Genomic DNA, 23,119 nt, shown 5'->3' with positions numbered 1-23,119 from the left:
GTAGTAGGCGCGGGCCCTGCGGGCCACCGGCAACGCGAGTGGTGCGCGCGTCGCGCCATGGTGACTGCGAGCAGCTCTTCCGTGTCACCACGCCAAGTCCAGCTGCGCCCCCACCGACCGCAGGGACGCGGTCGGCGTCACGCTCAGCTCGAACATCCTGCGCCGCACGGCGCGCACCGACCCCGTGTAGGCCGCGACCGCCAGCGCTGACACCACCGCGGTGGTGAGCCCGATCACCACCAGCCCCACCCCGGCGCGCTCACCCGGCGTTGGCCGTCGGTCGCAGTAGATGAAGCAGGTGTGCCGCACCGCCACCGCCACCCCCACGGTCAGCACCACGCCGCCGCCCAGCACCCCATAGGCAAACCCGCGCCGCGTCGCCATGTGGCGCCGCTCGCGCTGCCGGAGCGTCTCGAGCTCCGCCAGCCGCACGCTGGTGGGGCTCACGTCCACGGCAGGGGTGTCCGTCTCCGCGCTCGTCGGCGCGTCTGTCTGAGCCTGCGCGCCGTCAGCTGCCCCCAGCGCCGCTAGCCACAACGCGGACGCCAACACCCCAGTCCGCATCAGCGTGCCCGACATCACTCGCACCTCCCGCGTGTTCCCTTGCATGTCTCAGGGTACCGGGTGGCTCCACGAGCGTCGAGAGCGACCACACCCTGTGCGTGGTAGCGTCCCCGCCGCCGTGATCACCGCCACGTACCACCCGAGCGGCCCCACCAGCGCCCCCGCAGTCACCGTCACGCTCGACGCTCACGGCCACGTCACGGTCACGCGCCATCCCGCCGCTGGCACCCCGAGCGCAGCCGACACCCACCGCGGCCTCCTCCCGCCCGACGCCCTGTCCCGCATCCGCGAGCGCGTCCGCACGCTGCACCCCAGCTCGACCTCCACGCGCCACCCCACCACCGAGGTGGGCATCGGCAGCGTCGCCGCCGTCCTGCACACCACCGCGCCGCCCGGGCCGCCGCTGCTGGTCCACTTCAGCGCCAGCCCGGCCAGCCTCCAGGCGCTCGACCCCAGCGCTTGGCGCGTGCCGCGCGCGGGTGACCTCGTGAGCGTGCTGGCCAGGGTCGCGGCCGCCACCTTCGCCAACACGCTCGCCAGCGTGGACACCGGCCTGCCTGCGGCCATCCCGCGCGACGGCGTGCTGCTGCGCTTCTGCGTGCAGGGCGAGCAGCACCAGCCCACCGTGGTGGCCTACGAGAGCGGGCGCTGTGAAGCCTGGGAAGACGTGAGCGGCTGGACGGGCAAGCGCGTGGGCGAGGGCCAGGTCAGCGAGGCCACCGTGCGCGCTGCTCACGCTGCCGTGGTGGCGCTGGTCAACGCAGTGCAAGCGTCGCGGCGGCCCATGCCCGTGGTGGGCCCAGCCCATGACCCCACCCAGTCGCTGCGCGTGAGCTTCATGCAAGCAGGCCAGTTGGACGAGTGGTCCACGGTGTGGGGCCGCGCCTCGCACAACGACGCGCCGCTCGAGCCGGTGCCGGACGACGTGCCCACGGCGCTGTTCGATGCCGCCGTGATTCCGCTGCGCGCGCTGCGCGACGGGTGCCGCCGGACCATGGGCGCGACACCGCCGCGCTCCTCCACATCGACACCGAGCCTGAGCGACGATCAGCTCAGCGCCCTGCTGGCGCACCTGCCGCCAGCGCCCACCCCTGCGCTCCCTCCGGAGAGCGACCCTCGCGTCCCTTGGCTTTCGGGCCTCCGCGCGCAGCTGGAACAGGGCAACCCGCACGAGACGGTGCTTCGCGCCGTGGAGCAAGCGCCTCCGAACGTCACCGTCTACGGCTGCATCAACGGCGACGACGTGCAGCTGAGCTTCCAGCCGCCCGTGCAGCTCGCCGCGTTCGTGGAGGCCATGGGCATCACCGCGCCACTCGCGCTGGCATCCGATGATGACGGCGACTGCTTCCGCATGGTGACCGTCAGCGAGGGGCGCCACGTGCACCCCTACTCCGCGCCGGAGCTGGGCCCGTGGACGGTGAGCGCCAGCACCAGCAGCTTCCACCAGGGCCGCGCGGTGGCGCGCTGGGCCGAGTGGCCGCTGTATGACGCCACCAGCCTGCCGGACGCCACCGTGCACGGGCTCGTGCTCACGGACACGCGCGTGCGCAGCGCCCCGTGAGCAGGCTGCCGCTCAAGGCGGGTTGGTCGCGTTGGCCACCAAGCCAATGGACAGGTCGGTGCAGTTGGCGCCCATGTCGTAGAGGTTGGCCAAGATGCCCGCCACGTCCTCGAACACGATGTCGTCCTGGATGAGCGGCAGGATGGCCCGCACGGTGGCCTCTAATTCACCCTTCTGCAGGCTGCCGCCGATGATGATGTCCACCACGTTCTGGCCCACCACGCGGCCCGTGATGATCACGCCGCGCATGCGCAGCGGGATCTCCACGGGGCCGTTGGGGGTGGAGTAGCTGAAGGTCAGCGGGAACGACGGCACCACCACGCGGAAGTTGCCGTTGGCGTCCAGCACGCCCACGCCTGGGTTCTCGAACACCTCGCCATCGCCATCCAACAGCGACACCACGGCGCAGAAGTTGCCCGACTCCACGCGGATGCCCAGGTCTAGCGGCCGGCAGCTCGCGCTGCCCAGCACGCACGCCAGCGAGTCGTTGATGGCGTCTTGCAGCACGATGGGCTGGTCCGGGTTGAGGGCGGGCAGCGCGGCGGCCAGGTCCACGAACGCGTTGTCCACGCCGTTGGCGTAGTCCGGGACGTTGCAGCCACCCACCATGCCATCCAGGTTGTGGCCGAGGCCCACCTGCGCCACGCCGTCCACCGGCGGCAACGGGATGAACAGCGAGGCGATGGGGGCCACCACCGGCGCGCCCACGGGGTCGCACTCCGTGATGGCGCCATCCGGCCTCCCGACGTCCGGCGTGCCGTTGTCCGGGAACGGTCCGCCATTGTCGAAGCGCACGTCCCCGTCCAAGCGGCCACCCGGCCCCTCACCCAGCACGTGCGCGTCGAAGCAGCCCGCGAGAGAGGCCACCCCCACCGTGAGCGCCAAGCGCCATCCAAGACCGACCATGATGCGTCCTCCGTTCATTCGCAGCTCTCTCCCTCTACTTCGACCGCGGCGCTGAGCGTCAGCCCCACCGAGACACCATCACACTCACCGCCCGGCTCGAGCCCAATGTCCGAGAGGCGCAGCAACGGCCCCGGGAACTCGAGCTCGGGGGTGCTGGGCAAGAAGCCAGGGATGGCGGCTTCGAACACCGCCAAGGGGATGACCCCGCCCAGCACCGCGTTCGACAGGCCGTTCGCGGTGATGGTGGCCGTGAGCCTAACGTTCACGAGCTGAAAGAAGGGGTCCACGCCGCCCGCGTCCTCGAACGCACGGTCGAGCAAAAGCGTGCCGAACTCCGCGTGCAGCTCACCGCCGGGCCCCACCCCAGCGGTGGCCGCGGTGCCCAACACCTCGCAGGCCGACTCCGTCACGCGGAACACATCCACCTTGGCGCCCCGTCGACACTCTTGCACCCGCGCGCCCACCCACTGCGGCGTGCAGCCCGCGTCCGCGTTGGTGCAGAACAACGCTTGATCCATGAGGTCTTGCATCACGATCGGGTCGTCGGGCGTCAGCTGAGCGACTGCGTGGGCAAGGTCGACGAGCGTGTTGTCCACGCTGCCCACGTAGTCATGGACGTCGCAGGCGTCGTCCACGCCGTCGAGGTCATGGCCCACGGTCGCTCCCGCCGCAGCCTCCGCAGGCGTTGGCACGTGCAGCGCCGTCAGCCGATACACCACAGCCGGGTCGCTGTCGGAGCACCCGTCGGGCGCCACCACCTGCAGCTCACTCGAGCCTGCGCTCTCACACCCGCCCAGCGCCAACACGCACGCCAGGACCACGCGCTTCGCCATGGATGTAATCAATCGCACCTCCTGCGTGATCCCTTGCATGCGCACAACATACCGAGCACTTCGGGTGTCGCCAAGGGTGGGCGCGGTTCTTGGCGATTTACCGCCGCTCCGTCAGCGCACGGCGCCGGCCCGGCGCAGCTGCATGAGCACACGCGGCGCCCCCAAGAACGGATGCTTGCGCTGCCAGTCGTTCAGCTCGATGGCCACCCCCGAGTGGCGCTCCACCTTCCACAGCAGGTAGTCGAGACCGCCCTGGAACGTGAGCGCGCCCTTCACGATGCGCACCACGGAGATGCCCTTGCCGCTGCGCTGCCGCGCGGTGAAGCCACGCTTGGCCAAGGCCCGCGCAGCAGCGTTCACGGTGGGCGTGAGCACGCCACCCGGCCCCACGCTCACGGGGATGTCGAGCGCCTCCCAGGCGTCCTTCAGCAGCGCGTCATAGCGCTCGGCGTGGGCGTCGTAGATGATGGCCGGCCGGTTGTTGCGCTCGGGCCGCAGCTCCGCCGCATAGGTGGCCCCGAACAGCGCGGTCCAGTAGTCACGCGCGGTGCCGGACTTGGGGCCCAGGTAGGCTGCCCAGCGCGCCGCGGTGAGGATGGCCGTCACGATGGCGTGCACCACGCGCTCGCGCGAGGCCTCGTTGGGCGAGTCCAGCAGGACGCTGGGCTGGCAGAAGCGCGCCCAGATGCTGGGGCTCCACGCGTCGAACTCCGACGCCTGCTGGAACTGCTCATCGGTCACCACGGCCACCTTCGCGCGCAGCGCGCCGTGCACGGGGTGCGGGATGGTCCAGAAGTAGATGTTGGGTGGGATGAGCCAGTTCAGCCCGGCCAGCGCCTTGCCCTTGCTGGTGGGCCCGTGGAAGCCCGCATGGCTGCGGCTCAGCAGGTAGACATCCATGATGCCTTCCGGGCTGTCCGCGCGCAGGCACGACCCGTAGAACAGGATGGGCCCGTAGGCGTCGCCGTGCAGCTCCCGCGCATAGCGGGCCACGTCGTGTGCTTCGGGCAGCACGGGCGCGTTCAGCTCTTCGCGCACCCGCGCGGCCAGTCGCTCGCGCGCCCCGACCGTTGGCTCTACGCCGGCAGCCAGCATGGTGGCGCGCCTCAGGGGGCGACGAAGTCCACGGCGGGGTCCGCCGTGACGCGCACACGACCGTTGATGGGGCGGAAGATCTCCCCGTCGATGATCATGGAGCGCGTGAGGTTGAGCTCGAGCGTGTTGGCTGCGCCCGCGTTCCAGCCCGGGCCCGCGAGCCACGGCTTGCGCACCACCATGGAGCTGAGCGCGCGCGTGAGGCCCTTGGCCGGCGCGTCGGTCTCCACGTACTGCAGCTGGTCGTCGCGGTACTCGCCGAAGAACGGCGTGCGCCCCAGCACCAGCCGCTCGCGCAGGGTGCTGACGAGCAGCAGCGAGCGCTTGGCGTTGGGGCCCTTGGTGTCCGGCTTGCCGTCGGCGCACAGGCTGAGCGGCTCGCCCTGGAGCAGGCCGTCCGGGTCGCCCCGGAACAGGATGCGGCCCACCACGCGGGCCACGGTGATGCCCACCGCGGTGCTGTGGCTGGCGCCATCGGCGTGCACCTCGGTCTGGCAGAGCTCGGTGCCGTAGGCGAACGCGGCCGCGCCCATGAGCATGCCGCGCGGGGTCACGGCGTTGCCGTCGGTGTCCACCACGCCCTCGAAGCGCATGACGGGGCGACGGGTGCGGCGCAGCTCGCCGGCCTTGGCCGAGGCCAGGAGGCGCGCCAGCTCGTCGCGGCGACCGCTCGAGCCCACTTCACCGGCGATGAGGTCCGTGCGACCCGCCGCCAAGATGGCGATGGCCGGGTGCGGCTGGCTGCCGTACGCCGCCGGGATGGCGGTCAGCACCTCGCGGATGGTGCCATCGCCGCCGCTCACGACCACGATGTTGACCTCGGCGCGGGCGAAGGTGCGCAGCACGCTGACCAGCTCTTCGCGGGTCTGCGGACGACCGCAGGCCACGCCCACGGCGCGCAGCGGGTCTTTGCCCAGGTTGGCGGCGCTCTTGGGGTTGTAGATGACGCCGATCTTCGGCGTCTCGACGGCTCTTCCGGCGGTCGGTGTCGAGGCGCAGCCGCACGCCCTCGCGCGCCACGCGCTTGGTCACGGGTTGCTTGAGCGCGGTATCACCTGCTCGTGCGATGGCTGGCTTCATGAGCGGCTCCGATCGGCAGTGGTAGAGAACTTCGCTGCGGTCGTAAACTTTTGGGACATGGAGAACCCGGTGCGGGCTGTCGCCCAACCTTCACGCACGTGACGCAAAAAACTCACAGGTGTGAAGGAGGACCACACCTGGCTGGAGAAAGCTCCGTAGTTTTGTGGGGATGCGGGGGTCATGGAGAGCACGGGGGGAGCCTTCTGCAACGGCCGTGCCATGCAACGGCTTGTTGCGGGGCACAGTTGGTGCAGCTAGCTAGGTCCGAACTCATGAGCGACAAGGTCACCCCGCCCTCGAATCCTCGCGGCCCCTATACCGCCCTCCTCATGGCGGGCAGCCGCGGGCCCACGGACCCAGTGGCCAGCTACTGTGGGATCTCCCACAAAGCCATGGCCCCGATCGCCGGCGAGCCCATGGTGCAGCACGTGCTGCGCACGCTGGCGGCCGCACCGGAGGTGGGCAACATCATCGCGGTCATCGAGGCCCCCGAGCTCATCGAGGCCCTGCCGGTGGCCAAGCAGCTGATCGCCGAGGGGCGCCTGACGGTCACGCACGCCGCGCCCTCGCCCAGCCAGAGCGTGACCAAGGTGCTGGACGCCTACTCGCCCTACCCCGCGCTGGTCACCACGGCCGACCACCCGCTGCTGACCACGGCCATGATCGCGGACTTCGTGCAGGGAATCCCGGCGCACGTGGACGTGGCCGCGCTGGTGGCGCGCGAAGACACCATCCGCGCCGAGTACCCCGAGACGCGCCGCACCTACTTCCGCTTCGCGGACGAGGCGATCAGCGGCTGCAACCTGTTTGCCCTGCCCACGCCGCGCGGGCGCAACGCCATGGCGTTCTGGCGGAAGCTCGAGCAGGACCGCAAGAAGCCGTGGAAAATGGCCTACTCGTTGGGCCCGAAGACGCTGCTGAACTTCGCCCTGCGGCGCCTGACGGTGGACATGGCCGCCGACGCGATTGGCCAGCAGGCCGACGTGCGCGCCGCGCTGGTGCGCAGCCGGTTTGCCGAGGCCGCCATCGACGTGGACAAGCCGCACGACCTGCACCTGGTCAATCAGATCCTGGCCCGGCGCGCGCTGCCGGGTTGACCCGGGGCCCGTGGATCGGTACAAAAGGGCACGAATTTCGCGGCTCTCCAGCGCTACCCAGCCGGTCACCGCCTCCACCCTGAAGCTCCCCCGGGAGAAGTAGAAGATCCCCACGATGCCCGCAGAAGCGAGCGGCGCGGCCGGCCAAGAGCCCGACGAGCCCGAGTCCCGTGAGCGCCGACGCAACGTCGGCCTCGGGCGCAAGCTCGTGCTCGCGGTCTGGGGGGTGGGCATCGTCTACATCACGCTGGTGGCCTTCGCCTCCGTCATTCCGCAGGCCCTCTTCCCGGAGCGCGGCCTCGCCGACGGGGGTGCCTCAGCGGCACACTGTGAAGAAACCATGCGCACCATGTACGCCAGCTTGATGGCGCACGCGGCGGCGCAGACCCAATACCCGACGGCAGACGTGTCCGAGGACGCGCACTTCTTTCGGGAATGGGACCGCCAACACACTGCACTCACCGGCCAGTGCGACGAGTCGCTGCACGCGAACCTCGGCCGCCTGCGCCACCGAATCCAAACCAGTCTGCGACGCTACGAACGCGAAGAGGGCCGCCTGGCGCGCTCCCTCGCGGAGCGGCTGGCGGACACCGACGCCGAACGCGCGTCTCCACCTGAAGAGAATCATCCATGACGACTGGCCATGCGCCCTCCGACAGCGGCGAACCCACCGAGCCCGGCACCACCAGTGCCCCCGAGCTGCCCACTTTCGATGTCATCCCCATGCGCGCCGAGGTGCGCCGCGCCATCGACGAGATGGGCTGGAGCAACCCTACCCCGGTGCAGATCCAGGCCTACCCGCTGGCCATCAACGGCCGCGACATCATCGTGCAGTCGCGCACCGGCACCGGCAAGACAGGCGCCTTCGGCCTGCCGCTGGTGGACCGCTTGATCGACGTGAACGGTGGGCCGCAGGCGCTCATCCTGGCGCCCACGCGTGAGCTGGCGCTGCAATCGGCGCGCGAGATCGGCCGCATCGGCGCCACCACCGGCATCCACACCACCGCGGTGTACGGCGGTGCCCCGATGGAGCGTCAGGTCCGCGAGCTGAGCGAGGGCGCGCAGATCATCTCCGGCACGCCGGGCCGCGTGCTCGACCACTTGCGCCGCGGCACCATCAAGGGCGACCGGCTCAAGGTGCTCATCCTGGACGAGGCCGACGAGATGCTGTCCATGGGCTTCGCGGTGGAGCTCAACGCCATCATGGAGCTGCTGCCGGCCACGCGTCAGACGCTGCTCTTCTCCGCCACGGTGGATGGCCCGGTGCACCGTGTGGCCGAGCGCCACATGAAGAACCCCGAGTTCATCACGCTGAGCGGCGACGCCGTGGGCGCGCTGGGCATCGAGCACTTCACGTTCATGGTGTCGGGCATGGCGCGCACGCGCGACCTGGTGCGCATCATCGAGGTGGAAGACCCCGAGAGCGCCATCATCTTCTGCAACACCAAGGTGGACACCGAGCGTGTGGCCACCGAGCTGCAGAACGCCGGCTTCAACGCCGAGTGGCTGAACGGCGACATGGCGCAGAGCGACCGCGAGAAGGTCATGGCGGCCACGCGCGAGGGCAACATCCGCTTCCTGGTGTGCACCGACGTGGCGGCGCGCGGCATCGACATCTCGCACCTCACGCACGTCATCAACTTCGAGATGCCCAACCACCTCGAGCAGTACGTGCACCGCACGGGCCGCACGGGGCGCGCGGGCCGCACCGGCACCGCCATCACGCTGGTGGCGCCGCAGGAGCTGGGGCAGCTCTACTACCTGCGCCTGCAGTACTCCATCTTCCCGGTGGAGCGCTCCATCCCCACCGCCGGCGAAGAGCGCACACGCCGCGAGGCCGACCGCATCCTCATGCTGGCGCGCACTTTCCAGGGCGCCGTGGCGGACCTCGACCGCGCCGTGGCCAAGCGCCTGCTCACGCACCCGGACGCCGAGCACCTCATCGCCGGCCTGCTGGGCTCGTTCTTCGGGGCCTCCACCGAAGAGGTGGTGGACGAACGCGCCGCCGCCGCGCGCCGTGAGCAGCGCCCGCGCCCCGCGCCCAACCCGGAGCGTGAGCGCAGCCCGCGGCCCAGCCAGAAGCCGCCCCGCAGCGCCAGCCCCGCCCCCAGCCCGCGCGTGGCGGCTCCGAAGGATGACTTCGTGGACCTCAACGACACGGACGCCGACAACGACGGCGACACCGACGCCGGAGGCAACGACGAGGAGCGCAGCCGCCGCCGTCGCCGCAAGCGCCGTGGCGAAGGCCAAGGCCGGCCGGGCGCGGGCCAGAGCGAGCTCTCGTTCGACGCCACCGCCACCGGTCAGAGCGCGCCCACCGAGGGCCGCCGCAGCGACGCCGACGACGACACCGCCAACGAGAACGAGGCCAAGCTCTACGTGAGCCTGGGCAAGCGCGACGACGTGAGCGCCGGCGAGCTGAACCGCCTGTTCATCGACGTGGGCGGCGTGCCCGCCGACCAGGTGGGCCGCATCCGCGTGCGCGACCGGCACTCGTTCGTGTTCCTGCCGCGCGAGGTGGCCGACGCCGCCGTGGCCGCGCTGAACGGGACCACGCAACGCGACCGCGAGCTGATCGTGGAATTCGCGCGGAAGTAGCCCCACCCCGGGTGGCCCGGGGCGGAGTGCTGGCTCAGCGCAGCTCGAGCAGCTCGACCTCGAAGAGCAGCGTGGCGTTGGGCGGGATGACCCCGCCCGCACCGCGCCCGCCGTAGCCGAGCTCGGGCGGGATGACGAGCGTGCGTGCGCCGCCCACCTGCATGGTGCCCACCCCTTCGTCCCAGCCCTGGATGACGCGGCCGACGCCGATCGGGAAGATGAAGGGCTGCCCGCGGTCGAGCGAGCTGTCGAACTTCGCGCCCTTCGCGCCGTTCACGTAGAGCCAGCCCGTGTAGTGCATCACGCAGGCCTGGCCCTTCTTGGGCGTGGCGCCGGTGCCAGCGCGCGTGTCTTCGTAGGAGAGCCCCGAAGGGGTGTTGATCATGGTCATGGCGCCGAGCCTAGATCGGGGAACCGATTGGTCAACCATGAGTGAGTCACTTACGATTGACCAACTCGGCCGCCGCGACGACACCCGCGCGCTGTAGTCGCCCGGGGGATCAGTCGACGCGGCGGAGCACGGCGATGAGGAAGCCGCCGAAGTACCGCAGCGGCGAGTCCACCACCATGCTCTCGGCGCGGCGCAGGGCCGGACCCACCACGGGGACGCGGTGCACGAAGGCGGCCGGCGTGAGCACGCGCACGCCGCGGAAGCCCAGCAGCTCCACGTTGGGCGGCAGCAGCTTCGGGATGGTGAAGGGCGAGTCCCAGCGCGTGAACATGTCCGCCTCGGTGCGGGTCTCGCTGATGCGCTGCGGGCCGGCCAGGCGCTTCGCGGCGTAGCGCAGGCTGAGCGGGTTGTAGAACTCGAGCAGCATGTGCCCGCCGGGGCGCGTGACGCGGGCGGCCTCGCTGAGGGCCTGACCAATCTCGGGGATGTGGGCCAGCACCTTGAAGCTGTAGACCAGGTCGAAGCTCTGGTCCGCGAAGGGCAGCTCCGTGACGCTGCCGAGCTGCACGTCCAGGCCGCGCTCCTTGGCCAGCTCGATCATGCCCGGCGAGATGTCCACGCCCTTGGCCGAGCGGGCCTGAGGGGCGAGGCGACGCATGATGAGACCCGTGCCGCAGCCCATCTCGAGGATGTCCTTGCCGCGCGCGAACGGCTCGGCGATGGCGACCTCGATGTCGTCCAGCATGACGTGGTAGCCGCGCGAGCGCTCACGCTCGTACCAACCGCTGAAGTCGTCGTAGTAGGTCTTGGCCTGGGCTGGGTCACTGGACATGGCGCGTTTGTTGAGGCCAAGTGGCCTGCGGGTCAAGCCACCAGTTCGTCATAAAGGGCTTCATAGGCCGCCGCCATGGGGGCGCGGGTGTAGGCGCTCAGCACCCTCTGCCGGCCGCGCTCACCGTGGTCGGCGCGCAGCGAAGCGCTGTCCGTGAGGCGCGTCATGACGTCCAGCACCGCGTCGCGCGAGACCTCGGTGGCGAGCGCCGCGCCCCCCGTGCAGAGCTCCTCGGCGGGTGTGCCGAGGCCCACCACCACCGGCTTCCCGAGCGACATGGCCTCGAGGATGACCAGCGGGTAGTCCATCTTGGCGTAGAGCGTGTCGGTGGGCAGCAGCACCACGTCCACGGCGGCCAGCAGGGTGTGGATGGCGTTGGTCTCGCCGATCCAGACCACCCGCGGTGCGATGCCCAGCTGCTCGGCCTGCGCGCGGAGCTGTTGCTCGGCCTCGCGCGCCCCGGCGGTCTTCGCGCGGCAGGCCATCACCAGAATCGCGTCGCGCTGCGGCATGGCCGCGAACGCCTCGAGCACCGTGAGCGCGCCGCGCCCGAACTCGAGGTCACCGGGGTAGCAGAGCAGCGGGGCCGTGGCGGGCAGGTCGAAGAGCGCGCGCCCGCTCGCCACGGCGGCGGCATCGGGCGGCGTCAGCGGAGCGATGGCGGGCGGGATGCGCACCAGGCGCTCGCGCGGCACGCCAGCCGCCAGCATGCGCGCCTCGGTGTGGGCGCTGAGCACCACGTTCTTGTCCGCGAAGAGCACGCGCGCGGCGGCCTGCTCCTCGCGCGGCGCGCTGCAGATGGTGTGCACCGAGGGCATGCGGCGCAGCGTGGTGGCGAGGCGCCCTGCGGCCGAGCTCTTGGGGTTGGGGGCGAAGAAGAAGTGCACCAGGTCTGGCGCGCGCCCAATCAGCAGGCGGCCCATGACGCGCGCGTTGTCCTTCATGCCGGGTGCAAAGCCGCCGGCGCTCGCCGGATAGATGGGGTCGGCCTCCACCGTGCTGCCGAGCGAGTGGTCCTCCCCTCGCCGCGTCATGACGGCGGGCGTGTAGCGCGTCAGCCCCAGCGCCAGGTCACGCACCAGGTTCTTGGAGCTGTCGTTCCAGGGAGGCGCGACGGGCTTGGAGACATACAGGACACTCGGCATGCGAGGCTCGATAGCCCATTCTCAGCGGGCGCGCCCGCTGGCCTGGGTGGGGCTGCACTGGCGCTGTGCTCACTCCTCGTCGGGCTCGGCCTCGCCGCGCTTGCGCTGCTTGCGGCTCTCGCGCGGCTCCTTGTCCCGCTTGGGGGCCACCTTGGCGCGCACGTCGGGGCGCACGCCGCCGGTGTCGTTGGGGATGAAGCGGATCTCGGTCTTGATCTCGAACGAGAGGCTGGTGAGCGCGCGGTAGAACTCGTCGGCGATGTCCGTGGACTCGAGGAAGTCCCGCACCTCGCGGGCCACCACGCGCACCACCGCGTTCTTGGTCTCGTCCACTTGCGAGAAGAAGACGTTGGCGAACTCCTTGGGGAGCTTGGCGTCCTCCACGGCACCCACGGCCCCGCGAAACGCGCTGTCGGCCTTGGTGAAGGTCTCGACGCCCGCCTCCACGCTCTTCTCCACGGCACGCCGCAGCGTCTCGCGGAACAGGCTCTCGCGCCGGTCACGGCGGTGCTCGCTGGCCGGCTCCCGCGGCGGCTGGCTCGGCCGCGGCGGCGGCTCGTCGTCCCCGCGCGGCGGCACCGAGGGGCGCACGTGCGCGTGCGGTTCGGGTTCGTCGTCGTGCTCGACGGTGCGCGTGTCTTCGCCCCGCGACCGGGTGCTGGCCCGCGCGCGTGGCTTCGGGCGCTCGTCTGCGTCCAGCTCAGCGGCGTCGTCCGACGCGTCATCATCATCGTTCGAGTCGACCATCTCTCATCCCTACTCGCTTTCGGAGCCCCGGGTCAACGGCCGTCGCCGGAGGGCGCCTGGGCCCCAAAGTCAGGACCCGCGACCCGAGCCTGCCCAGCCGTGTCGACGTGGACGTGGACGTGTTGACGTCGTGACGGCGGACCCGCCGGCGGCGGCCGTGACCGGGGCGCCGTCTTCGGCGCAGATCGTGCGGTGTCAGTATAGGGCGCCGGTCGCGCGGAGCTTCTCTGCGCGCCGTCGCCGTCGCCGTCAACGCTCAGGTCACGACCGACGGTCTACGTCGTCGACCTCGCACCAGCTTCGATCACGTCGCCCCGTGCGGCTTCCGCTCCTGCCGAGGCCGGGATGCGCCCCGGATTTCAACCGGGGTGCTATCGACCTTCCAGCTAGCGCGATTGTTCGCACCGCCTTTCGCCGCTCTTCGGCTGATTGATTCTGAGGCCCCCCGCCCTACACTGCGCGCGTGTCGGAAACCTCACAGCGCGGTCGGGTCTTTCTGGTGGGCGCCGGTCCGGGCGACCCAGAGCTGATCACCCTGCGCGCCGTGCGCCACCTGCAGCGGGCCGACCTGGTGCTGTACGACGCGCTGGTGCACCCCGAGCTGCTTCAGCATGTGCCCGCCAGCGCCGAGCGCGTGTTCGTGGGCAAGCGCGGGGGGCGCGTGAGCGAGCGTCAGACCGAGATCAACGAGCGGCTGGTGCGGGCCGCGCTGGCAGGCCGTACCGTGGTGCGCCTGAAGGGTGGTGACCCCTACCTCTTCGGTCGCGGGTCCGAAGAGGCCGAGGCGCTGGCCAAGGCGGGCATCCCGTTCGAGGTGGTGCCCGGTGTGCCCTCGCCGCTCGCGGCCACGGCCTATGCGGGCATCTCGCTGACGCACCGCGACCTCGCGTCCAGCGTGGCGTTCATCACGGCCACCGAGTCGCCGGAGAAGGACGGATCCAGTCACGATTGGGCGCACCTGGCCACGGCCACGCAGACGCTGGTCATCTTCATGGGCCGGCGCCGCCTGGCCAGCATGATGCGCTCGCTGCTGGAGCACGGGCGCTCGCCCGAGACCCCGGTCGCCGTGGTGCAGTGGGCGTCGCTTCCGCGCCAGCGCACCGTGGTGGGCACGGTGGCGGACATCCACCTGCGCGTGGCCGAGGCGGGCATCGGCACGCCGGCGCTCACCATCGTGGGCGAGGTGGTGCGCCTGCGCGAGACGCTGCGCTGGTTCGACGACAAGCCGCTCTTCGGGCGGCGCGTGCTGGTGACGCGCGCGGTGGACCAAGCCGGCGCGCTGGTCACCAAGCTGCGTGAAGCCGGCGCCGACACGCTGAGCGTGCCCACCATCCGCGTGCAGCCCCCGAGCGACCCCGAGCCGCTGCGGCGCGCGGTGACGGACCTCACGGGCTACCGCGTGGTAGTGTTCACGTCGGCCAACGCGGTGCGCAGCTTCTTCGACGCGCTCTACGCCAGCGGCAAGGACGCCCGCGCGCTGGGCCCAGCGCAGGTGGCCGCCATTGGCCCGAAGACGGCCGACGAGCTGCGCGAGCGGGGTGTGTTCGCGGACATCGTGCCGGACGACAGCACCAACGAGGGCATCGTGGCCGCGCTGCTGCAGGTGGTGCGCGCCGGTGACCGCGTCCTCCTGCCGCGCGCTCGCGTGGCGCGCGAGGTGCTGCCGGACACGCTGCGCGCCGCCGGCGTGACGGTGGACGTGGTGACCGCCTACGAGACGCTGGGCCCGGACGACGCCACGCGCGACGTGCTGCGCCACGCGCTGCTGGGCGACCCGGACGACGATACGTTCGCGCCGGTGGACACGGTGGCGTTCACGTCGTCATCCACGGTGCGCAACCTGATCGACGCGCTGACCGCGGCCGGCGAAGATGCGCGCGCGCTACTGGCCACCCGCACGCTGCTGTCCATTGGCCCCATCACGTCGGACACGCTTCGCGCCGCTGGGCTCGAGCCCACGCTCGAGGCCTCCCCGCACACCATCGCCGCGATGGTGGACCTGCTGGAACGAGACGCCCGCACCAGGACCCAACCCGCATGACCATGTCGCACCTGCCACGCCGTTTGGCTTCCCTCCTGCTGCCGCTCGTGCTCGTGGCCGCTCTGCCCCTGGTCCTGTCCGGCTGCGGCGAAGCCGAGGCGCAGATGCCAGAGCAGGTGTCGGCCGCCGACCTGCCCTGCGCCGACTACGACCCCACGCTCGAGGAGTGGGAGTCGGCCGGCTGGTTCGGGGACACCTGCGACTGGGTCGAATTCACGCCCAGCACCTCGTTCGAGGTGGAGCACCCGCTCGGACGGGTTCCGAAGTCCGTGCTGATCTACATATCCTTCACCCCCAACGGCGCCTCCTCCACCCTGGCGTCGGGCGACAGCGGGCTCATCGTGGGCGCCACCGCGGAGACGGTGACCGTGCGCAACAACACGGAGCAGCGCTTCTACCTGCGGGTCGTCGCACGCTGAGCGCGATGCGGCCCCCCTCGCTGCCGCTGACGCTGCCCTACGCCACCCGCGTGGAGCGCGACTTTGCCCGCGCGCGCTTCGTGGCCGCGCTGGTCACGGGCCCGGCGGGGGTGCTCTTGCTCATGGCGTCGGGGGGTGAGCTGGTGCTGGGGGTGCTGGGCCTGGCCTGCGTGCTGGCCGGCATCGGGTGGCTGGTGGCCGCGCGGCGAGGCCTGGGCCGCGCCCGCGAGCGCGCAGCGTGGCAGCTCTCGCTGAGCGAAGAGCGCCTGTCGTTCAGCACCGAGACGGGTGACCAGCACGTGCCGCGTAGCGGCATCGAAGCGCTCGCCCTCGACGAGGACACCCTGCAGGTGGTGGTCACCGCCGAGAACATGGACGAGCTGCGCCTCGAGGCCACGTGGGGGACGCTCGGGGTCGTGGATCTTCATGCGCTCCTGCTGGCTTGGTGGCGCCCCGAGGGGTCGCTCGGAGCGCACGATAACTAGCCAAAACCAGACAGGTTTCCACGCGCACCAATCGTTGACACGCGATTCCGGCGCGAACTATCCTGCGGCTCCCCGTGGCGCCTTTGGGTCCACCCGACCGAGCGCGAGACCCCTCGAGCGCCCGTGCGACGGGGGCGAAGGAGCAGCATGTCGCAGCGGATTCTTGTGTTTGAGAAGGACAGCGCCTTTGCCGAGCAGCTCTCGGCGGGCTTTGGGCAGGTCGGGGCCACCGTCACCGTGGTGGCCGACGGCAAGGCGGGCATCGCGCACGCCGAGGCCACACCGCCCACGCTGATCCTGCTCGCCATCGAGCTCGACGGGATGAACGGGTTCTTGGTCTGCAAGAAGATCAAGAAGGACCCGGCCCTGGCCGAGATCCCGATGGTGATCCTGTCGAGCGACGCGAACGCCGACGAGATCTTCGAGCAGCACAAGAAGCTCCGCACCCGCGCCGACGAGTACGTGAAGAAGCCGGTCTCGTTCGACGGGCTCTTCGACATCTGCGCGCGCCTCGTGCCCCTCGACGCCGACGGCGGCGGGGCGCCTGCGGAAGAAGAGGTGGAGGCCTTCACGGACGACGCCTTCGACTCGCTCCTGCTCGAAGACGACGAGCCCGCCATGGAAGCGGTGGCCGTGGAAGAGGTGGCCGCCGAGGTCAGCGAGTTCGAGGACATGCTGGGCGAGTTGCAGGACGACTCACCCGCCATGGACACGGTGGCGCCCCCCGAGCCCGAGCCCGAGCCCATACGCGCGGTGGCGGCCCCTGCTCCCGTGGCGGCGCCTGCGCCCGCCCCTGCACCTATCGCGGCGCCTGCCGTGGACACGGGCGCCCTGCGCGCCGCCGAAGAGCGCGCTCGCGACGCCGAGGGGCGTGCCCAAGACGCCGACGGCAAGGCACGTGACGCCGAGAGCCGCGCGGCCGAGGCCACCCAGCGTGTGGAGACCCTGGAGTCGCGCTTGGCGGGCCTCGAGCGCGAGCTCACCGCCGCCAAGTCGCAGGCCAACGAAGCCGCCGTGCTCAAGACCGAGGTCTCTGCGCTGCGCGATCAGGCCACCAAGAGCGGCGGCGTGTCGAGCCGTGAGTTCTTGGACCTGCGCGAGGCCCTGAACCGCAAGGACAAGGAGCTGCTGGAGCTGCGCGACCAGATCACGTCGAAGGAGCGCCAGCTGCTCGACCTGAACGACAAGAACCTGGCGGCCGAGCGCAAGGCGGCCGACTACGAAGACAAGCTGCTGGTGCTGGAGCGCGAGAAGGTGCGCTCCGAAGAAGAGATGTCCGCCCTGCGCGCCGACAAGGAAGCCGGCGCGAAGCGGGCCGAGGACCTCAAGCACCGCATCGAGCGGGCCGAGGCCAAGGCCACCAAGGCCGAGTCCGAGCGCGATGAGGCTCGCGCCAAGGGCGAAGAGGCCACCGCGGCTGCCGCTGCCGCCGGGGCCGCTGCGCTCGCCGCGCTGCGCGAGGCCAAGGACGGCGAGTTCGCGGGGCTGCGCGCCACGCAGGCGGCACAGATGGAGGAGGCTGCGGGCAACCACGCCGCCGCCCTCGAGGCCCTGCGCGCCGAGCTGAGCGCCGAGGCCGCCGCGCGCGCCGCCACGCACGCCGACGAGCTGCGCGCCCGCGACGAAGCCCGCGCGAATGCGCTGGCCGAAGCCGAGAGCAACGCCGCGAGCGCACAGGAGTCGGCGCTCTCGGCCCTGCGTGCCGAGCTCGAGGGGCTCATGGCGCAGAACGCGGCTGCAGCAGCCGCCGAGCTCGAGGCCCGCGTGGCCAGCGAGCGCGACACCGCAGCCAGCACGCTCGCAGCACGCGAGGCGGCACTGGCCGGCGAGAAGCAGAGCGCCATCGCCACCGCCGAAGCCGAGCACAGCAAGCAGCTGGCGCTGGTGGGCCGCAAGCTGGCGGAGACCGAGAGCAAGCTGGCCGAGGCGTCTGCCAAGGGCACGGACCTCACCGCGAAGGTGGCGCAGCTCGAGACGGAGCTCGCCACGAAGAGCGCCGAGGCCACTGGCCTCGACGAATCACTCGGCAGCGCGCGGGCACGCATCGCCGCGCTGGAAGAGAGCGAGTCCAGCCTCAACTCGCGGCTGGCCATGACCGAGGAGGAGCGCGATCAGCTGCTCACGGACCTGGGCACGCGCACCAGCGAGCGCGACGAGCTGGAAGCCCAGACCGCCGCGCAGGCCGCCACCATCGCGGCGCTCGAGACGGGCAAGGCCGACGCCGAGAGCCAGGTGGCCAGCCTCACCGCTGCCAACGCCGTGCTCACGGAGCGCGTGGAGCGCGCCACCGCCAAGATCGCGACCGACGAGCAGCTGCTCGAGCGCGCCCGCCGCGCCATGGCCATTGGCCTCGGGCTGCTGGAAGACCAGAAGAACAACGCGCTCGCTGCGGAGTGACGCTGCACCGCTCGCCCCCCCGCCCCGCGCTCCAGTGGCTCAGGCGGGGGGGTGCAGCAAGACGTCCAGCTCACCGCGCCGGTCCAGCGCAGCGATGTCGCTGTAGCCACCCACCGAGCGGCCAGCGATGAAGACCTGCGGGACCGTGCTCTGGCCGGTCTCGTCGCGCAGCCACGCACGCGCCGCGCGGTCACCGTCCACGTCCACGCGCTCGTAGGTCACGCCCTTGTCGTCCAGCAGGCGCAGGGCCGCGTGGCAGTAGGGGCAGTACGCGGTCACGTAGATCTTCACGGGTGCGGCGGTCATGGGGCTTCCTTACGGGTGTCTGTCGAGCGGGGCCCCATCCGCGTTACGGGGCGCACCAGCAGGGTGCACCCCCGCGAGGCGTCTGCTACCCCCCTGCCCGTGGTCCGCACGCTCACGCCGCTCTTCCTCGCGCTCACCGCCTGGCTGGTGCTGGGCGTGGCATCGCGTTCCGAGGCGCAGCTCGTGACGGGCGGCCCGTTGGCGTGGACCGAGACTCAGCGTGGCGGCATCCGCGGGGTGACCATTGGGCCCATCGAGTCCTCGCAGCAGCCGGGGCGCGGCTACGGCACGCCCTACAGCGCGGCGCTCTTGGACCACCTGGCCGAGATGGGCGTGACGTGGGTGTCGCTCACGCCGTTCGGGCGGCTGTGGTCCCTGTCCAGCACGGACATCCAGATGGACTTCGAGGCGCCCTACGAAGACAACCGCGTGGCCGTGCGGCGCATGATTCAGCAGGCCCGCGAGCGCGGCATCCGCGTGCTGGTGATCCCGCACCTGTGGGTGGAGACCGAAGGCTGGCGCGGCGAGGTGGACCCGGGCAGCCCCGAGGGCTGGCTGGCCTACCAAGACAGCTACCGCGCGTTCCTCTTGCGCTGGGCGCAGGACGCCGCCGACGCAGGCGCCGACGCGCTGAGCCTGGGGGTGGAGTGCAAGAGCTGGTCGGGGCGCTTCCCACGCTTCTGGACCGAGCTCATCCGCGACGTGCGCGCCATCTTCCCGGGGCTGCTGACCTACAGCGCCAACTGGGACGAGGTGGAGGACGTGCTGTTCTGGGACCAGCTGGACTTCATCGGCGTCAACGCGTTCTACCCACTGGCGCAAGCCAACGGCGCCACCGACCAGCAGTACCTCGAGGGTGCCATGCAGCGCGCGCGTGACGTGGCCGTGCTGGCCGAGACCATTCAGCGACCCGTGCTGTTCGTGGAGGTGGGCTACACCACGCGCGCCGACGCGGCGGTTGAACCCTGGCTCTGGCCCGACGGCATGGAGGGCGTGGTCATCGACGAGCGCGAGCAAGCGCGTGCGCTCGAGGCCATGTTCCGCGCGTTCCTGGGCGAGCGGTGGTTCGCGGGGTTCTTCGTATGGCGCTACTACGCCAGCCTCGACGATGTGTCGCAGGAGGCCTGGTGGGGCTTCAGCCCGCACACCAAGCTGGCCGAAGACGTGCTGCGCGACGCGTTCGCGGCGCCTTGGGCGTCAGACCCGTCCAGCTTCGTCTTCGACCGCGTCCCGGTCGCCTGGCAGACCCCCCTCTTCCCCGGCGACCCGGTCCGCTACGACGACTTCGCTCGCGGCCCCTGGCGCTGAAGGCCGCCCTTCGACTGACGCTCTGCGGCGGCGCAACGCGGCGACCACGTCGGTGACCACCCAGGACCAGGCCTCCACCACCAGCGCGCCGATGCAGGTCATGCCGATGCCGCCCGCGATGGAGACCGCGAGCAAGCGCCCGAAGATGGTCTCGGTGAAGATCGCGGCGAAGAGCGCGACGAACGCGAGGAAGCCGCCGACGAGCGCGCTCGCCAGGTTGAGCAACGCGCGCTTCCCCACGCTCGCCACGCGCTCGATGCCGATGGGCGCCACCAGCCACACGAGCGCCAGCGCCAGCAGCCAAGCCATGTCGGCGTCGGCGAAGCTCAGGGTGCGAATGGGAGGCAGCAGAGCCACCGGCGTGTCCACGTTGCAACCCTGCGTGCGCACGCCCCACGAGAACCCGATGGTGGGCACCAACATGGCGAAGAGCACGAGCCGACGAAAGCGGCGTGGGGGGAGCTTGAGGCGAGCGAGCAGGTCCTGGCGCATGGCGGGCGGAGTGTAGCCCGCCCGCGCGGTGACCGAGCAGGTTCTCAGTCGAGCTCGTGCTGCCGGATGTCCGTCGAGCCCACCGGGAGCTCGAGGTGCAGGCCATCGAAGCCCAAGACGAGCCCGCCGCCCCGCACCTCCGGCACCCCGCGCAGGAACACGCGCTCCGCCACGAGGTTGGGCGGCGACGGGACGACGTGGCTGTAGACCAGCAGGCGGACCCCCGCCGCGTTGGCGGTCTCGGCCGCCTGCACCGGGGTGGCGTGGTAGCTCAGCGTGTCCCGCACGAGTTGCGCGCGCTGACGGTCGCCTGCCCGCTCCAGCTGGTCCGCCACCGCCAGCATCATGTGCGGTGCGAGCGCCTCGTGGACCATCACGTCCGCGCCCTGACCCACGCGCGCGAGGATGTCTTGCTGGATGGTGTCGCCGCTGAAGATCACCGAGCGGCCCCGGTAGTCCACGCGATAGCCGTAGGCGGGGTGCACCGGGCTGTGGTCCACGGCGAAGGCGCGCACGCGCAGCTCGCCACGCTCGAACACGGTGACCACGTCGTCGGGGCCAGCCACCTGCACCACACGGGCCGTCATGCGCGCCCCAGACGGGGGCATCCACTCCGGGCCGTGGTGCGCGGTGCGGTAGCTCGAGTCGAGCGCGAAGGCGGCCTCGAAGCCCGCGGTGACACTCTCCACCCCGGGGGGCCCATACACCTGCAGCGGCTCGCGGCGCCCGGCAGCCCAGCTCTGGAGCACCACGTCACCGAGCCCTCCGATGTGGTCGCTGTGGAAGTGGGTGAGCAGCACCGTCCCGAGCTGACCCACGGGCGCCCGCATCATGCCCAGGCGCGACGCGGCGCCATCGCCGGCGTCCACCAGCAGGAGCTCTTCCCCCGCGTACACGGCGATGCAGGGCGGCCCGCGACGCCTATCGGGCAAGGGCGACCCCGTGCCGCAGAACACGACGTGGAGCGCGCTCGGGTCGTGCAGGTAGCGGCGCTGGGCGGCCCGGCCTTGGACGACGCGGTTCATGAGCGCGTCTTGTACCGGCTCCGAGAACCAGACGACGCCGGCGAGGACCGCCAGCGAGAGCACGATGAGACCACCGGCCAGGAATCTGCGACGCCGCATGCGGATGATGGTAACCGGGTTGAGTGCACGACCGCGAGCTGTCAGGTTGCGCGCCGTGATCCGCCTAGACTCCGTCAGCAAGCAGCATGGTCGTCAGATCCTCTTCCTCGAAGCCTCGATGGGCGCGTTCGCGGGAGACCGCATCGGCCTCGTGGGCCCGAACGGCGCAGGGAAGTCCACCGTGTTCCGCATGATCGTGGGCGAGGAGCCGCCCGACAGCGGCAACATCGTGGTGGAGAAGGGCGTGACCATCGGCTACTTCAGCCAGAGCGTGGGCGAGATGTCCGGGCGCAGCGTGGTGGCCGAGACGGTGGCCGGGGCGGGCGAAGTGTCCGTGGTGGGCGAGGAGCTGGCGCAGCTCGAGAACGCCATGGCCGACCCGGACCGCATGGACGAGCTGGACGCGCTGGTGGACCGCTTCGGCCACGTGCAGGCGCGCTACGACGAGCTGGGCGGCTACTCGCTCGAGGCGCGCGCGCGCGAGGTGCTCGCGGGCCTCGGCTTCCGCCAAGAGGTCATGGACGGCCCCGTGGACGCGCTCTCCGGCGGCTGGAAGATGCGCGTGGCGCTGGCGCGCATCCTGCTCATGCGGCCCAAGGCGCTGCTGCTGGACGAGCCCACCAACCACCTCGACATCGAGTCCATCATCTGGCTCGAGAGCTACCTGCGGGCGTTCGAGGGGGCGCTGGTGCTCACGTCGCATGACCGCGCGTTCCTCAACGGGCTGGTCACCAAGATCGTGGACATCGACGGTGGCGAGCTGACCACCTACACGGGTAACTACGACTTCTACGAGCAGCAGCGCGCCATCCAGGACGTGCAGCAGGAGGCGCAGTTCGCGCGGCAGCAGGCCCGCCTGGCCAAAGAGCAGGCCTTCATCGACCGGTTCAAGGCGCGCGCCAGCCACGCCGCGCAGGTGCAGAGCCGCGTGAAGAAGCTCGAGAAAATCGAGCTGGTGGAGCCACCGCGGCGCAGCGCGCGCACGCGCTTCGAGTTCAAGAAGCCGCCACGCGGTGGTGACGACGTGATCCGGGTGGACCACATCAGCAAGGGCTACGGGGACCGTCCCATCTACAGCGACTTCGACTTCCTGGTGCGGCGCACCGAGCGCTGGTGCGTGATGGGCGTGAACGGCGCCGGCAAGTCCACGCTGCTCAAGCTCATGGCGGGGCACGGCAAGCCGGACAAGGGCGAGATCGTGCTCGGCGCCAGCATCAAGATGGGCTACTTCGCGCAGCACGCGATGGAGACGCTGGACCCGAACGACACCGTGGTGGAGTCGCTGCAGCGGCCCTTCCCCACCGCCAGCCTCGGGCAGCTTCGCAACCTGGCGGGCGCCTTCGGCTTCTCGGGCGACGAGGGCGACAAGCCCTGCCGCGTGCTCTCGGGTGGTGAGAAGGCGCGCGTGGCGCTGGCGCGCATGCTCTACGATCCGCCCAACCTGCTGATCCTGGACGAGCCCACCAACCACTTGGACATGGGCACCAAGGAGATGCTGGTGGAGTCGCTGCGCGACTTCGACGGGACCATGGTGTTCGTCTCGCACGACCGCGCGTTCCTCTCGGCGCTGAGCAACCGGGTGCTGGAGCTCACGGACGAGGGCCCGCGCGTCTACACCGGCGGCTATGACGAATACGTGGCCCAGTCGGGACACGCAGCTCCAGGGCTGCGCTGAGGTCATGCGCGACGGGGAGCCAG

Annotated in this window: 22 protein-coding genes and 1 pseudogene; 11 read left to right on the top strand and 12 right to left on the bottom strand. The window is 71.0% G+C overall.

The genetic code is table 11. The features are described from left to right. Nucleotides 1–84 precede the first annotated feature (84 nt). On the bottom strand, nucleotides 85–579 hold the full coding sequence (locus tag IPI43_25315; GenBank protein ID MBK7777404.1) for a hypothetical protein: 495 nt from the start codon (nucleotides 577–579) through the stop codon (nucleotides 85–87). Between the two features lie 103 nt (nucleotides 580–682). On the opposite strand from IPI43_25315, the gene IPI43_25310 reads away from it, so the two are divergent. After that, on the top strand, nucleotides 683–2,125 hold the full coding sequence (locus IPI43_25310) for a hypothetical protein (GenBank protein ID MBK7777403.1): 1,443 nt from the start codon (nucleotides 683–685) through the stop codon (nucleotides 2,123–2,125). A gap of 12 nt (nucleotides 2,126–2,137) precedes the next feature. Here the strand turns inward: IPI43_25310 and IPI43_25305 are convergent, their stop codons facing one another. The 4 genes and pseudogenes from IPI43_25305 to IPI43_25290 form a co-directional block, all read right to left on the bottom strand. Beyond that, on the bottom strand, nucleotides 2,138–3,031 hold the full coding sequence (locus tag IPI43_25305; protein MBK7777402.1) for a hypothetical protein: 894 nt from the start codon (nucleotides 3,029–3,031) through the stop codon (nucleotides 2,138–2,140). Between the two features lie 14 nt (nucleotides 3,032–3,045). Further along, on the bottom strand, nucleotides 3,046–3,903 hold the full coding sequence (locus IPI43_25300; protein ID MBK7777401.1) for a hypothetical protein: 858 nt from the start codon (nucleotides 3,901–3,903) through the stop codon (nucleotides 3,046–3,048). A gap of 72 nt (nucleotides 3,904–3,975) precedes the next feature. Further along, a complete protein-coding gene (locus tag IPI43_25295) occupies nucleotides 3,976–4,959 on the bottom strand; it encodes a hypothetical protein (GenBank protein MBK7777400.1) in 984 nt (327 codons plus the stop codon). 632 nt (nucleotides 4,960–5,591) lie between these two features. Then, nucleotides 5,592–5,912: pseudogene (locus tag IPI43_25290) on the bottom strand (NAD(+)/NADH kinase). Between IPI43_25290 and IPI43_25285 the strand changes: the two are divergent. The 4 genes from IPI43_25285 (at nucleotide 5,902) to IPI43_25270 (ending at nucleotide 9,734) form a co-directional block, all read left to right on the top strand. Continuing rightward, nucleotides 5,902–6,141, top strand: a complete 240-nt coding sequence (locus IPI43_25285) for a hypothetical protein (GenBank protein MBK7777399.1) — start codon at nucleotides 5,902–5,904, stop codon at nucleotides 6,139–6,141. The pseudogene IPI43_25290 and the gene IPI43_25285 sit on opposite strands and share 11 nt — an antisense overlap. 170 nt (nucleotides 6,142–6,311) lie before the next feature. Beyond that, the gene (locus tag IPI43_25280) at nucleotides 6,312–7,136 is read left to right on the top strand and encodes a nucleotidyltransferase family protein (GenBank protein MBK7777398.1); all 825 of its coding nucleotides are present in this window, start codon (nucleotides 6,312–6,314) and stop codon (nucleotides 7,134–7,136) included. 115 nt (nucleotides 7,137–7,251) lie between these two features. Next, entirely contained in the window at nucleotides 7,252–7,770 is a 519-nt protein-coding gene (locus IPI43_25275; protein ID MBK7777397.1) for a hypothetical protein, read from the top strand. Beyond that, nucleotides 7,767–9,734 (top strand): DEAD/DEAH box helicase, encoded by a 1,968-nt coding sequence (locus tag IPI43_25270; protein MBK7777396.1) that lies wholly within the window; start codon nucleotides 7,767–7,769, stop codon nucleotides 9,732–9,734. The genes IPI43_25275 and IPI43_25270 overlap by 4 nt, the downstream gene beginning before the upstream one ends. 34 nt (nucleotides 9,735–9,768) lie before the next feature. Here the strand turns inward: IPI43_25270 and IPI43_25265 are convergent, their stop codons facing one another. The 4 genes from IPI43_25265 to IPI43_25250 form a co-directional block, all read right to left on the bottom strand. Further along, nucleotides 9,769–10,119, bottom strand: coding sequence for an FKBP-type peptidyl-prolyl cis-trans isomerase (locus IPI43_25265; protein MBK7777395.1), 351 nt, complete (start codon nucleotides 10,117–10,119; stop codon nucleotides 9,769–9,771). Between the two features lie 115 nt (nucleotides 10,120–10,234). Next, nucleotides 10,235–10,957 (bottom strand): methyltransferase domain-containing protein, encoded by a 723-nt coding sequence (locus IPI43_25260; GenBank protein ID MBK7777394.1) that lies wholly within the window; start codon nucleotides 10,955–10,957, stop codon nucleotides 10,235–10,237. A 32-nt stretch (nucleotides 10,958–10,989) separates the two neighbouring features. After that, entirely contained in the window at nucleotides 10,990–12,102 is a 1,113-nt protein-coding gene (locus tag IPI43_25255) for a glycosyltransferase family 4 protein (protein MBK7777393.1), read from the bottom strand. Between the two features lie 69 nt (nucleotides 12,103–12,171). Continuing rightward, nucleotides 12,172–12,849, bottom strand: coding sequence for a hypothetical protein (locus tag IPI43_25250; GenBank protein MBK7777392.1), 678 nt, complete (start codon nucleotides 12,847–12,849; stop codon nucleotides 12,172–12,174). Between the two features lie 463 nt (nucleotides 12,850–13,312). Between IPI43_25250 and cobA the strand changes: the two genes are divergently transcribed. The 4 genes from cobA (at nucleotide 13,313) to IPI43_25230 (ending at nucleotide 18,191) form a co-directional block, all read left to right on the top strand. Continuing rightward, complete coding sequence (cobA, locus tag IPI43_25245; protein ID MBK7777391.1) at nucleotides 13,313–14,890, top strand: uroporphyrinogen-III C-methyltransferase; 1,578 nt, start codon at nucleotides 13,313–13,315, stop codon at nucleotides 14,888–14,890. Continuing rightward, the gene (locus tag IPI43_25240) at nucleotides 14,887–15,309 is read left to right on the top strand and encodes a hypothetical protein (GenBank protein ID MBK7777390.1); all 423 of its coding nucleotides are present in this window, start codon (nucleotides 14,887–14,889) and stop codon (nucleotides 15,307–15,309) included. Before cobA ends, IPI43_25240 begins: the two co-directional genes overlap by 4 nt. A 5-nt stretch (nucleotides 15,310–15,314) precedes the next feature. Next, on the top strand, nucleotides 15,315–15,794 hold the full coding sequence (locus IPI43_25235) for a hypothetical protein (GenBank protein ID MBK7777389.1): 480 nt from the start codon (nucleotides 15,315–15,317) through the stop codon (nucleotides 15,792–15,794). A gap of 165 nt (nucleotides 15,795–15,959) precedes the next feature. Further along, the gene (locus tag IPI43_25230; GenBank protein ID MBK7777388.1) at nucleotides 15,960–18,191 is read left to right on the top strand and encodes a response regulator; all 2,232 of its coding nucleotides are present in this window, start codon (nucleotides 15,960–15,962) and stop codon (nucleotides 18,189–18,191) included. A 39-nt stretch (nucleotides 18,192–18,230) separates the two neighbouring features. Here the strand turns inward: IPI43_25230 and grxC are convergent, their stop codons facing one another. Beyond that, the gene (gene grxC, locus IPI43_25225; GenBank protein ID MBK7777387.1) at nucleotides 18,231–18,497 is read right to left on the bottom strand and encodes a glutaredoxin 3; all 267 of its coding nucleotides are present in this window, start codon (nucleotides 18,495–18,497) and stop codon (nucleotides 18,231–18,233) included. A gap of 99 nt (nucleotides 18,498–18,596) precedes the next feature. Between grxC and IPI43_25220 the strand changes: the two genes are divergently transcribed. Next, a complete protein-coding gene (locus tag IPI43_25220; protein ID MBK7777386.1) occupies nucleotides 18,597–19,805 on the top strand; it encodes a hypothetical protein in 1,209 nt (402 codons plus the stop codon). Here the strand turns inward: IPI43_25220 and IPI43_25215 are convergent. Both IPI43_25215 and IPI43_25210 read right to left on the bottom strand, forming a co-directional pair. After that, nucleotides 19,695–20,297, bottom strand: coding sequence for a hypothetical protein (locus IPI43_25215; GenBank protein MBK7777385.1), 603 nt, complete (start codon nucleotides 20,295–20,297; stop codon nucleotides 19,695–19,697). The two genes, IPI43_25220 and IPI43_25215, sit on opposite strands and share 111 nt — an antisense overlap. A gap of 44 nt (nucleotides 20,298–20,341) precedes the next feature. Then, on the bottom strand, nucleotides 20,342–21,421 hold the full coding sequence (locus IPI43_25210; protein MBK7777384.1) for an MBL fold metallo-hydrolase: 1,080 nt from the start codon (nucleotides 21,419–21,421) through the stop codon (nucleotides 20,342–20,344). A gap of 55 nt (nucleotides 21,422–21,476) precedes the next feature. On the opposite strand from IPI43_25210, the gene IPI43_25205 reads away from it, so the two are divergent. Then, nucleotides 21,477–23,096, top strand: coding sequence for an ABC-F family ATP-binding cassette domain-containing protein (locus IPI43_25205; protein MBK7777383.1), 1,620 nt, complete (start codon nucleotides 21,477–21,479; stop codon nucleotides 23,094–23,096). The last annotated feature ends 23 nt before the right edge of the window (nucleotides 23,097–23,119 follow it).

The organism is Sandaracinaceae bacterium, from assembly GCA_016706685.1.
Taxonomy (GTDB): Bacteria; Myxococcota_A; Polyangia; order Polyangiales; family Houyiibacteriaceae; genus JADJJE01.
This window is presented reverse-complemented; position numbering and strand designations above follow the sequence as displayed.